Genomic DNA, 11549 nt, shown 5'->3' with positions numbered 1-11549 from the left:
GTACGGCTCGCGCCCGCTCGCGTGCGCCGCACCTGCACGAAATGGGAAAGACAGACATATGACTCAGGTGGAGATCGGGCGCGGCAAGAACGGCCGTCGTGCCTACGCGCTGGACGAGATCGGCATCGTCCCGTCCCGGCGTACCCGCGACCCGGAGGAGGTCTCGATCGCCTGGCAGATCGACGCCTACCGGTTCGAGCTGCCCGTCGTGGTGAGCCCGATGGACAGCGTCGTCTCGCCCGCGACCGCGATCGAGGTCGGCCGGCTCGGCGGCCTCGCCGTACTCGACCTCGAAGGGCTGTGGACCCGCTACGACGACCCCGCGTCCCTGCTGGCCGAGGTGGCCGAGCTGCAGGGTGAGGCCGCCACCCGGCGGCTCCAGGAGATCTACAGCGCGCCGATCAAGGAGGAGCTGATCGGCCGCCGCATCGCGGAGATCCGCGAGGCCGGGGTGACCACGGCCGTCCGGCTGTCCCCGCAGCGCACGGTCCAGTACCACAAGGCCGTCATCGACGCGGGCGTGGACATCTTCGTGATCCGCGGCACCACGGTCTCCGCCGAGCACGTCTCCGGGCGGGCCGAGCCGCTGAACCTCAAGCAGTTCATCTACGAGCTCGACGTCCCGGTGATCGTCGGAGGCTGCGCCACCTACACCGCCGCGCTGCACCTGATGCGGACCGGCGCGGCCGGCGTGCTGGTCGGCTTCGGCGGCGGCGCCTCGCACACCACCCGCACCGTGCTGGGCGTGGCGGTCCCGATGGCCACCGCGATCTCCGACGTGGCCGCGGCCCGCCGCGACTACATGGACGAGTCCGGCGGCCGCTACGTCCACGTGATCGCCGACGGTGGCATGGGCACCTCCGGTGACATCGCCAAGGCCATCGCCTGCGGCTCGGACGCGGTCATGGTCGGCTCGCCGCTGGCCCGGGCCGCCGAGGCCCCCGGGCGCGGCTTCCACTGGGGCTCCGAGGCCCAGCACCCCGAGCTGCCCCGCGGCAAGAGGGTGAGGTTCGACACGGTCGGGACGCTGGAGCAGATCCTGCACGGCCCCTCCTCGGTCGCCGACGGCTCGATGAACCTCATGGGCGCGCTCAAGCGCACGATGGCCACCGCCGGATACTCCGACCTGAAGGAGTTCCAGCGCGTCGAGGTCGTCGTCGCCCCGCAGGGCAGCTGACGTCCCGCCCCCGGCGCCTTCGCCGGTCACGGCCGTGGCCTTCCGCCGGTCACGGCCGTGATGTCCGCCGGCCGGCCCGTGGTCTTCCGGCCGGCCCGTGGCCTTCCGGTCGGCCCGTGGCGCCGGGGTGCGGTCGCGTGGCGCGTGACGTCCGCGCGGCGTGCGACGGTCGTGTGACGCGCAACGTCGGACAAATGTGAGCGACAGGCGCGAAAATGACGTATGACGGAAAATCTGTGAACATTCCCCTGTGCCGGATGACCCGCAGCTCCGCCTCGCCCTCAACGAGGGGCCGTTCCACGCCGCGCTGCGCGCCGCGGTGGAGGCGCGGGGCCTGACCCTGGAGCGGCTCCGCCGGCACCTGGAGGAACGCGGGCTGCGGGTCGGGATGACGAGCCTGAGCTACTGGCAGCAGGGCCTGCGCCGCCCGGAGCGGCCCGAGTCGCTGCGCGCCGTACGCGCGCTGGAGGAGATCCTCGCCCTGCCGCCGCGGTCCCTGATGGGGCTGCTCGGCCCGCCGCGTCCCCGGGGGCGCGGGCAGGGCACGCGGTCCCCGGCGGGCGACGGGGAGCCCGCCGCCCCGTTCGCCGGATCGGCAAACACCCTGTCGGCGCTGCTCCACGACCTGGACGGGGTGGCCGACGACCGCCGCCTGCACGTCACCGCGATGTACGAGACCCTGCAGATCGGGACCGACCGCAGCGCCACGCGGCGCGAGACGCTCCAGGTGGTGCGGGCCCGCCGGGACGACCCCGACCGGTTCATCATGGTCTACCGGGGAGACCTGGGATGTGACGTGGAGCGCGTGCGGATCAGGGCGCTGGAGGACTGCCGGGTCGGCCGGATCCGGCGCGACGGGGCGACCGCGCTGGTGGTGGCCGAGCTGCTGTTCGGCCGGGCGCTGGAGGCCGGTGAGACCCAGGTGATCCGCTACGAGCTCGCCGACCCGAGCGGCGTGGAGACCACCGAGTACGAGCGGGCCTTCCGGTTCCCCGCCGACCAGTACGTCCTGCGGGTCGCCTTCTCTCCGGCCGCGCTCCCGGCCCGCGTCCGCCGCTTCGCCCGTCACGCTCCCGGGCCGGGCGACCGCGATCCGGGTGACCACGGGCCGGACGAGCGTGGAACGGACGACCGCGGGCCCGCCGGGTGCGGACCGGGCGGGCGGGAGGACGCGGAGAGCGCGCTGACCCTCAACGCCCACCACGCGGTCCACCTGGTGACCGGACCGTTCGGGCCCGGCGCGGTCGGCGTCCGCTGGGACTGGCCCTGACCGGCCCGGTGGACGCCCGGAACCCGGAGCGGCCTTCCGGCGGGCGGAGAGACCGTGCCCCCGGGCGCCCGCTCCTCCGGCGGCCGGAACGATCGTGACCCCCGGTCCCGCTCTTCCGGGACCGGAAGCCCGGTGACCCCGGGGCTCAGCCCGCCAGGACGCCCAGGAGCCGGGTGACCTCGGTGGCGACGGCCGTACGGCCCGACCCCAGGTACTTGCGGGGGTCCACGACCTTCTCGTCGGCCGCCAGGTGCTCGCGGACCGCGCGGGTGAAGGCCACGTTGAGGTGCGTGGCGATGTTGATCTTCTTCATGCCCTGCCGTACGGCGGCGCGCAGGGTCTCGTCGGGCACGCCCGAGGAGCCGTGGAGCACCAGCGGCACCGGTACGGCGGCGTGCAGCCTCGCGATCAGCTCAAGGTCGAGGACGGCGTCCTTGGTGGTCATGGCGTGGGAGCTGCCCACCGCCACGGCCAGCGCGTCGACACCGGTCCTGGCGACGTAGTCCACCGCCTCGTGCGGCCTGGTCCTGACACCCGGCGCGTGCACCCCGTCCTTGCCGCCGACCTCGCCGAGCTCCGCCTCCACCCAGACGCCGCGTCCGTGGCACAGCGCGGCGACCTCGGCGGTGGCGGCCACGTTCTCCTCGTCGGGCAGCGCTGAGGCGTCGAACATCACCGACCCCAGGCCCAGCTCCAGGGCCTCCTCCACTAGCGCCCGGTCGGTGGCGTGGTCGAGGTGCACCGCGACGGGGACCGCCGCCGCGCGGGCCACCGCGAGCGACGCGGCCGCGATCGGGGCCAGGGCTCCGTGGAAGCGGACGCAGTTCTCGCTGATCTGCAGCACGACCGGCATGCCCGCGGCCTCCGCGCCGGCGACGATCGCCTCGGCGTGCTCCAGTTGGATGACGTTGAACGCGCCGACGCCCGCCGGGGCGGCGTCGATGATGTCTCCGATGCCGGCAACAGGCATGGTCACCCTTTCGTCTACGGGGTCCGGGCCGGGCCCGGGATGGGAGGGGTCTACGGAAGCTGGAGGGGCGGTGCGAGGCCGGACGGGGCCGGAGCGGGGAGGAGCCGGAGGGGCCGGGGGAGAGGGGACGGGGGAGATCGAAGGGGGATGTGGCGGATCAGGGGCCGACGGGGTCCACCCGGATGCCGGGGCGGACCCGCCGGAACGTCTCCTCGTCGAAGTCGCCCGCGACCGGCGCCGCCACCGCGGCCGCGCCCAGGGCCGCCGCGCGGCGCAGCCGGTCCGGCCAGGGCGTGCCCTCCACCAGGCCCAGTGCCAGCCCCGCGACGAGCGCGTCACCGGCCCCGGTCGGGTTCCCCGCCACCCGGTACGGCATGGCCGCCCGCCAGGCCCCCTCGGGGGTCACCGCCAGGAGCCCGTCCGCGCCGAGGGAGACCACGACCGACTCCGCACCGTCGCGCCGCAGGACCCCGGCCCCGGCCAGCGCGTCGGTGATCGGCGCGTGCCCGGTCCCCGGAACGCCGGCCGGTGTCCCGTGGGCCTCCGAACCACCGGCCTGCCCCCCACCGGTCTCCGGAGCACCGCCCGGCGCCCGGAGGTCCGCGGCGGACAGGGCGCGGGCCAGCTCCTCGGCGTTGGGTTTGAGGACGGCGGGGCGGCCCGCCGGGGCGGCGCGGAGCGGCTCGCCGTCGGCGTCCACGATCGCCGGGACGCCGCGCCCGCGGGCCCGCGCGGCGAGTTCGGCGTAGAAGCCGGCCGGAACCCCGGGGGGCAGGCTGCCGGAGATCACGACGGCCGCGGCGGCCCCGAGCCGCCGGTCGTAACCGCGCAGGAAGTCGTCCAGCTCCGCCTCGGTGACCACCGGCCCCGGCTCGTTGAACAGGGCGGTGCGCGGACCGGCCGTCCGGGCCGGGGCCACGTCCTCCGGCGCGGTGCCGTCCGAAGCCGGGCCACCCGGGACCGGACCGGCCGGCGCCGTGCCGTACGGGAGCGGGGCGGGGTCGCAGACCGCGAGGGTGGCGCGCGACTCGGCGGCGATGGGGGTGAGGGCGGCGGGCAGGCCCGCCGCGGACAGGTCGGCTTCGGCGGCCCGGCCGTTCGGCCCGCCGGCCAGGCCGGTGACGAGGACGTCGCGGCCGAGGGCGGCCAGCACCCTGGCCACGTTGACCCCCTTGCCGCCGGCCCGGCGGTGGACGGACCGCACCCGGTTGACGCCGTCCCAGTCGACGCCGTCGGCCACGTAGGTGACGTCCAGCGCCAGGTTGAGCGTGACGGTGAGGATCGTGCCGGAACCGGCCGCGGGGAAGCTCATCGGAAACCTTTCGGCGGGACCTCCCGACCCGGCAGGGGAGGGCCGGGCCAGGATGTCATCGGGGTTCGGTGATCCAGATTCCATGCCTCATGACGCCCGCGACCTCCAGGTCGTCGGTGAGGACCACCAGGTCGGCCTGCCTGCCGACGGAGACGGACCCGAGGCGGTCGTCGAGGCCGAGCACCCGCGCCGGGGTGAGCGCGGTGACCTCGGCGGCCTCGGTCATGGACAGCCCGGCCTCCCGGACGGCGCGCCGGAAGGCGACGTCCATGGTGAGCGTGCTGCCCGCGATGGAGCCGCCCTCGGCGAGCCGGGCGACGCCGCCGGTGACCTCGACCTTCATCGGGCCGAGCCGGTAGGAGCCGTCGCCCATGCCGGCCGCCGCCATCGCGTCGGTGATCAGGACGGTCCGGGCGGGTCCCGCGACGTCGTAGGCCAGGCGGGTCATCGCCGGGTGCAGGTGCACCCCGTCGTTGATCAGCTCGACCGTGACCCGCTCGTCCTCCAGCAGCGCGGCGATCGGCCCCGGCTTCCGGTGGTGCAGTGGCGGCATCGCGTTGTACAGGTGCGTCGCGACGCGGGCGCCGGCGTCGATGCCGGCGAGGGTCTGCTCGTAGGTGGCGTCGCTGTGGCCGAGGGCGGCGATCACGCCGTTCGCCGCCGCCTCCCGGACGGTGTCCAGCGCGCCGGGCAGCTCCGCGGCGATGGTGAGCATCCGGACGTGCCCCCGGCCCGCCGCGAGCAGGCCGGCGAACTCCCCGGGCGAGGGGTCGCGCAGCAGGGCCGGGTCGTGCGCGCCGCAGCGGGCCCGGGAGATGTAGGGGCCCTCGAAGTGGATGCCGGCGAGCAGGCCGTCCTCGCACAGGTCGGCCAGGGCGGAGGTGGCGCGGGCCAGGTCGTCCAGGCCCGCGGTGACCAGGCTCGCCATCAGCGTGGTGGTGCCGTGCCGGGCGTGCAGGGCGGCGATCCGGCGGGCCTCGTCCTGGTCGCCGTTCGGGAAGGATCCGCCCGCCCCGCCGTGGCAGTGGATGTCGACGAAGCCCGGAACGACGTACCGGCCCGCGAGGCTGTGACCCGGTCCGGGGGCGGCGCCCCGGCCCACGTGGGTGATGCGGCCGTCTTCCACGGTGAGCCAGCCTTCGTGCACGCCTTCGGGGGTCACGACACGGGCGTCGGCGAGAGTGATGCTCATGGCCCTATCCTCTCCGGTTCCCGGCGGACCCGGTTCGCGGCGGTACGGCGGGATCCGTCACGATGCGCACCGGCATGGGGTTCCTCCCCGCCCCTTCGCGTCAGCCGGGGAGGATGACGGAGCGGGTCAGGTGCATCGGCCGGTCGGGGTCGAGACCGGCGGCGCGGGCCCGCGCCACCGCCACCCGCTGCACCCTCACGAGCTCGGCCATGGGGTCGAGGCCGCTCTCCACGAACGACCCCCCGGTGGCCTCCACCTCGCCGCGCAGGCCGCCGGGGGCCTCGCCGAGCATCCAGGTGATCCGGCCGGGCCCGGCGATGCTGATCGGCCCGTGCCGGTACTCCATCGCCGGGTAGGACTCGGTCCACGCCCGGCACGCCTCGCGCATCTTCAGCGCGGCCTCCAGGGCCAGGCCGTACGTCCAGCCGCGGCCCAGGAACGTGAACTGCTCGGCGGAGAGCAGCTCGTCGGGCAGCGGCTCGGCGAGCACCCGCTCGGCGTCGGCGACCGCGCCGGAGACGTCCTCGCCGAGGTGGGTGCGGAGCAGGGCGAGCTGGGTGGTGGCGAAGCGGGTCTGCACGACCGACTCCTCGTCGGCGAAGTCCAGCACCACGACCTCGTCGGCCAGCGTCATGATCGGGGTCGAGGGGTCGGCGGTGATCGCCGTCGTCGGCGTGCCGGTGGGCCGCAGCCGCTCCAGCAGCTCCAGCACCTCGGTGGTGGTGCCCGATCGGGTCAGGGCGAGCACCCGGTCGTAGGAGCGCCCGGCCGGGGCCTCGGAGGCGGCGAAGGCGTCGGTCTCGCCGTGTCCGGCCCGCTCGCGCAGGGTCGCGTACGCCTGGGCGATGAACCAGGAGGTGCCGCAGCCGACGACGGCCACCCGCTCGCCCCGGCGCGGGAGCGCGCCCGCGGGCACCTCGGCGACGCGGCGCCAGCAGTCCGGCTGGGATGCGATCTCGGCTTCGGTGCGGGTGGTTCCGGCGGTCCCGTCAGTCACGGCGTGCCTCCTGATGGTTCGTTTATGAGTGATTTATAGCAGAAATGAGCAAGTTTGCGCACAGGTGAGTTTCCCGCCGGGCTGTGCCAGGCTGGTCACCGTGAGCCGCTATGAGCGCTGGAACGCGATCCTCGAACTGCTCTCGCAGGAGGGGCGCCTGTCGGTGGAGCAGGCCGCCGAGGCGCTCGCCGTCTCCGCGGCCACCGTCCGCCGCGACTTCGACCAGCTCGCCCAGCAGCAGATGCTCATGCGCACGCGCGGCGGCGCGGTCGCGCAGAGCGTCAGCTACGACCTGCCGCTGCGCTACAAGACGGCCCGCCGCGCCGGGGAGAAGCAGCGGATCGCGCGGGCCGCGGCCGAGCTGGTGAAACCCGGCGCGGTCGTCGGCGTGAACGGCGGCACGACCACCTCGGAGGTCGCCCGGGAGCTGGCCCTGCGCGCCGATCCGGAGATCGGCTTCACCCTCGTCACGAACGCCCTGAACATCGCCGCGGAGCTGACCGTGCGGCGGCACGTGAAGATCGTCGTGACCGGAGGGGTGGCGAGGCCGCAGTCGTACGAGCTGATCGGCCCGCTGGCGTCCGGGGTGCTGGAGCGGGTGTCCCTCGACATCGCGTTCCTCGGCGTGGACGCGATCGACCCCGAAGCGGGCGCGTCGGCCCGCCACGAGGGCGAGGCCGAGGTCAACAACCTGCTGATCGGCCGGGCGGCCCGGGTCGTCGTGGTGGCCGACGCCTCCAAGGTCGGCCGCCGGGCCTTCGCCCGGATCTGCCCGATCGGCGCCGTCGACGTCCTCGTCACCGACGGGAGCCTGCCCGGTGAGTCCGTGGCGCGGTTCGCGGAGGCGGGCGTGGAGGTGATCCGTGTCTGACCCGCGCCCGGTCCGCCGGTGCGGCGCCGTACGGTGGACGGACGGGGCCCCACGGGCGGGCGGTCCGGGACACGGCGGCGGATGCCGGGCCGTACCTCGTCGGGGCAGGCGAATGTGGCGCTGATCTCATCGCCGGGGGCTACCCCCCGGTAGTGCCGTCCGCCCTTGTGGGGTAGATACCTCGCGCAAGATGACATTCCAACCCCCAGGGGGATGCAGCATGACGGTGCGAACGGGCACGGCACGCCTCGGTCCCGAGGAGCGGAGCACCGCACTGGCGCAGATGGCCGCCCGGGAACTCGACGTGGTGGTGATCGGCGGCGGGGTCGTCGGCGCCGGCGTCGCTCTCGACGCGGTCACCCGCGGGCTGAGCGTCGGCCTGCTGGAGGCCCGCGACTTCGCCTCCGGAACCTCCTCCAGATCCTCCAAACTGATCCACGGCGGCCTGCGCTACCTGGAACAACTCAACTTCGACCTGGTCAGGGAGGCGCTGCAGGAGCGGGCCCTGCTGCTGCAGCGGATCGCCCCGCACCTGGTCCGGCCGGTGCCGTTCCTCTTCCCCCTCACGCACACCGGCTGGGAGCGCCCGTACGTCGGGGCCGGCCTGGCGCTGTACGACTCGCTGGGCTTCTCCTTCGGGTTCACCCGGGGCGTGCCCGGCCACCGCCACCTGTCGCGCAGGAGGGCGCTGCGGCTCGCGCCCGCGCTGCGCAGGTCGGCGTTCACCGGCGCGGTGCAGTACTGGGACGCGCAGGTGGACGACGCCCGCTACGTGATGACCATGCTGCGGACCGCCGCCACCTACGGCGCGCACGTCGCCTCCCGGACGCAGGTGGTCGGCTTCCTGCGCGAGGGCGAGCGGGTCACCGGGGTCCGGGTGCGCGACCTGGAGACCGGGACCGAACTGGACGTGCGGGCCCGGCAGGTGGTCAACGCCACCGGCGTATGGACCGACGACATCCAGGAGCTGGTGGGCGGGCGAGGGCAGATCCACGTCCGCGCCTCCAAGGGAGTCCACCTGCTCGTGCCGCGCGACCGGATCCACTCCCTCACCGGGGTCATCCTGCGCACCGAGAAGTCGGTGCTCTTCGTCATCCCCTGGGGGCGGCACTGGATCATCGGGACCACCGACACCCACTGGGACCTGGACCGGGCGCACCCGGCGGCCTCCCGGGCGGACATCGACTACGTGCTGGAGCACGTCAACGCCGTGCTGTCGGTGCCGCTGACCCGCGACGACGTCGAGGGCGTCTACGCCGGGCTGCGGCCACTGCTGTCGGGGGAGTCGGAGGAGACCTCCAAGCTCTCCCGCGAGCACATGGTGGCCCACCCGGTGCCGGGGCTGGTCATGGTGGCCGGCGGCAAGTACACGACCTACCGGGTCATGGCGAAGGACGCGGTGGACGCCGTGGCCCACGGGCTGGACCAGCGGGTCCCGCGCTCCTGCACGGACCGGATCCCGCTGGCCGGAGCCGAGGGCTACCAGGCGCTGTGGAACGCGCGGCAGCGGCTGGCCGCCTCCTCCGGGCTGCACGTGGCGCGGATCGAGCACCTGCTCCAGCGGTACGGTTCCATGATCGGAGAGGTTCTCACGCTGATCGAGGAGGACCCGTCGCTGGCGCGGCCGCTGGCCGGCGCCGACGACTACCTCCGGGCGGAGGTCGTCTACGCCGCCACCCACGAGGGCGCCCGCCACCTGGACGACGTGCTGGCCCGGCGGACGCACATCTCGATCGAGACCTTCCACCGCGGGCTGGCCGTCGCGCAGGAGGCCGCCGAGCTGATCGCCGGCCCGCTGGGCTGGGGCGAGGAGCAGGTCCGGCGCGAGGTGGAGTACTACACCAAGCGGGTCGAGGCCGAGCGCCTGTCCCAGGAGCAGGACACCGACCAGGAGGCCGACGCGGTCCGTCTCGGCGCGCCCGACGTGGTGCCCGCCGTGGTGCCGAGGAGCGCGTGAGCCGGTACGCCGGTCACCGCCCCCGGCCACGGGAACGGCTCCGGCCGGGGGCGGACGGCGGCGGCGGCCCCGTGGTCAGGCATGTGCTCACGGGGCCGCATCGTGGCGGGCGCGGCGTCGTCTGCGGATGAGCAGGAACGAAGCCGCCGCCAGGGTGGACAGGACGATGCCGACGGTGACGACCGCCGTCGCGAGGAAGCCGCCGCCGTCCATGGTGGCGGCGGCCATTCTGGCGGCTCCCGCGGCGGGGAACCGGATGTCGGCTTCGGCGGTGTGCCGGACCAGTCCGCTTTCGAGGTGGAAGCGGACGTGCCAGGGGCCGTCGGGGACGCGTTCGGTGAGGGGCGCGGTGACGGGGCCGGCGTCGCCGGGGGCGAGCGTGGTTCCCGTCCGGACCTGGTAGGGGCCCGCGGTCAGGCCGCCGTTGGTGAGCGTCATCTCGCCGCTCAGGTCGAGCGCGCGTCCTCCGGTGTTGCGTACCTGGGCCGAGACGATCTGCTGCCCGTCCGGCGCCCGCTGGGCGGTCAGCGTGTCGATGGTGAAGTCCGCGGCCGGTGGGTTGTCGCCGCCGACGGACAGGTAGACCCGGACGCCGACGCGGTTGACCAGCCGCAGCCCTCCTCCCGGCGGCGGGTCCTTGGCCACCTCGGCCCAGATCATCGCGTAGCGCTCCCCCGGGGCGGCGCCTTTCGGCACGTCGACGGTCGCGGTGACCATCGTGCGGGCGCCCGGGGCGAGCAGGATCTCGTGCCGGTTCGTGCTGATCCAGGTGGACAGGTCGTTGGGGGTGCGGCCGGGGGCGAACCGGAAGGCCCGGTCGCGGATCTCGGCCGCCGCCGGGTAGAGCGAGACGACCCAGGGGGAGCCGGTGGTGTTGGACACCTCGACGCGGCGGTGGATGACCGTCCCGGGTTTCAGGTGGTCGACGATGTAGCGGCGGGCCCGCGAGTCGGCGCGCGCCTGGAGCGGCGCGTCGACCAGGCGGATCCCGATGCCGTTTTCGCGGGTGTGACCGGTGGTGGCCGCCGCCGTGGCGCCGGCGTGGAGCGTGGTGGCCGCCGCCGCGGCGCCGGCGTGGGGTGTGGCGGTGGCCGAGGCGATGGCTCCGGCGTGGAGCGTGACGGTGGCCGGGGCGATGGCCCCGGCGTGGAGCGTGACGGTGGCCGGGGCGATGGCCCCGGCCACCAGCAGTCCGCGGAGGAGGTCGTGGATGCGCACAGGCTGTCGCCGTCTCGGGAGGGTCAGCCGACCGAGTGGGTGACGGTGCCGGTGTAGGTGCCGGCGACCCTTCCGTCCGGGATGGTGATGGTGAGCGTCGGGTTCCAGGTGGCGCTGTTGTCACCGACGAGGTCGGTTCCGGTGAAGGCGACGCGCGGCACGTTGATGATGCCGCCGGGGCCGGGGGTGAAGGTGCCCGTGCCGGTGTGGCCGGTTTCAGGGCCTGGCGTGTAGGTGACGTTGATGCTGGGGACCGTCTCGGGCGGGGTGGCCCCGCCGGTGGTGAAGTCGGTGCTGATGGCGGTGGCGGTCCAGGAGCCGTTCAGGACACCGCGCTTGTCGGTCACCATGACGGGGCCCATCGGTCCGGAGATGCTGGTGGCGTCGGAGGCCACCGTGCCCAGGTCGACCCCGTCCGGGGCGTTGATCGTGAGGTCGCCGCTGTCGATGGTGAACGTGACGATGGTGTTGTCGGACGCGGCCGTGGCCGGTGGGGCGGTGGCGGTCGCGAGGCCGAGGCCGGCGACTACGGCGGCCATGGTGAACTTTTTGCGCATCGTTACTCCGGTTGCCAAGCAGGAATGT

Annotated in this window: 10 protein-coding genes; 4 read left to right on the top strand and 6 right to left on the bottom strand. The window is 74.5% G+C overall.

What is annotated here, in order from left to right:
- Window positions 1-58: 58 nt before the first annotated feature.
- Together IEZ10_RS13135 and IEZ10_RS13130 are read left to right on the top strand one after the other, a co-directional pair.
- Window positions 59-1177 (top strand): GuaB3 family IMP dehydrogenase-related protein, encoded by a 1119-nt coding sequence (locus tag IEZ10_RS13135; protein ID WP_189246774.1) that lies wholly within the window; start codon window positions 59-61, stop codon window positions 1175-1177.
- Between the two features lie 250 nt (window positions 1178-1427).
- Window positions 1428-2447 carry a hypothetical protein gene (locus IEZ10_RS13130; protein WP_189246773.1) on the top strand — a complete coding sequence of 340 codons (1020 nt, stop codon included), beginning with the start codon at window positions 1428-1430 and terminating at the stop codon, window positions 2445-2447.
- Window positions 2448-2592: 145 nt separating this feature from the next.
- Here the strand turns inward: IEZ10_RS13130 and IEZ10_RS13125 are convergent, their stop codons facing one another.
- The 4 genes from IEZ10_RS13125 to IEZ10_RS13110 all read right to left on the bottom strand — a co-directional run bounded on the left by IEZ10_RS13125 (window position 2593) and on the right by IEZ10_RS13110 (window position 6918).
- Window positions 2593-3417 (bottom strand): class II fructose-bisphosphate aldolase, encoded by an 825-nt coding sequence (locus IEZ10_RS13125; RefSeq protein WP_189246772.1) that lies wholly within the window; start codon window positions 3415-3417, stop codon window positions 2593-2595.
- A 157-nt stretch (window positions 3418-3574) separates the two neighbouring features.
- Window positions 3575-4729, bottom strand: coding sequence for a 1-phosphofructokinase family hexose kinase (locus IEZ10_RS13120; RefSeq protein ID WP_189246771.1), 1155 nt, complete (start codon window positions 4727-4729; stop codon window positions 3575-3577).
- Between the two features lie 55 nt (window positions 4730-4784).
- Window positions 4785-5921: an N-acetylglucosamine-6-phosphate deacetylase gene (gene nagA, locus IEZ10_RS13115; protein WP_189246770.1), complete on the bottom strand. Its 1137-nt coding sequence runs from the start codon at window positions 5919-5921 to the stop codon at window positions 4785-4787.
- A gap of 100 nt (window positions 5922-6021) precedes the next feature.
- Entirely contained in the window at window positions 6022-6918 is an 897-nt protein-coding gene (locus IEZ10_RS13110; protein WP_189246769.1) for an SIS domain-containing protein, read from the bottom strand.
- Window positions 6919-7018: 100 nt separating this feature from the next.
- Here IEZ10_RS13110 and IEZ10_RS13105 point away from each other — a divergent pair, with 100 nt between their 5' ends.
- A complete protein-coding gene (locus IEZ10_RS13105) occupies window positions 7019-7789 on the top strand; it encodes a DeoR/GlpR family DNA-binding transcription regulator (RefSeq protein WP_189246768.1) in 771 nt (256 codons plus the stop codon).
- A 220-nt stretch (window positions 7790-8009) separates the two neighbouring features.
- Window positions 8010-9746, top strand: a complete 1737-nt coding sequence (locus tag IEZ10_RS13100; protein ID WP_189246767.1) for a glycerol-3-phosphate dehydrogenase/oxidase — start codon at window positions 8010-8012, stop codon at window positions 9744-9746.
- A gap of 87 nt (window positions 9747-9833) precedes the next feature.
- Here the strand turns inward: IEZ10_RS13100 and IEZ10_RS13095 are convergent, their stop codons facing one another.
- Both IEZ10_RS13095 and IEZ10_RS13090 read right to left on the bottom strand, forming a co-directional pair.
- Window positions 9834-10964 (bottom strand): COG1361 family protein, encoded by a 1131-nt coding sequence (locus IEZ10_RS13095; protein ID WP_189246766.1) that lies wholly within the window; start codon window positions 10962-10964, stop codon window positions 9834-9836.
- Between the two features lie 23 nt (window positions 10965-10987).
- The gene (locus IEZ10_RS13090; RefSeq protein ID WP_189246765.1) at window positions 10988-11521 is read right to left on the bottom strand and encodes a hypothetical protein; all 534 of its coding nucleotides are present in this window, start codon (window positions 11519-11521) and stop codon (window positions 10988-10990) included.
- Window positions 11522-11549: the final 28 nt, after the last annotated feature.

This window comes from Streptosporangium pseudovulgare (genome assembly GCF_014648055.1).
In the GTDB taxonomy this organism is placed as follows: Bacteria; Actinomycetota; Actinomycetes; order Streptosporangiales; family Streptosporangiaceae; genus Streptosporangium; species Streptosporangium pseudovulgare.
The sequence above is the reverse complement of the archived record's forward strand: the minus strand, read 5'-3'. Positions and strand labels throughout refer to the sequence as shown.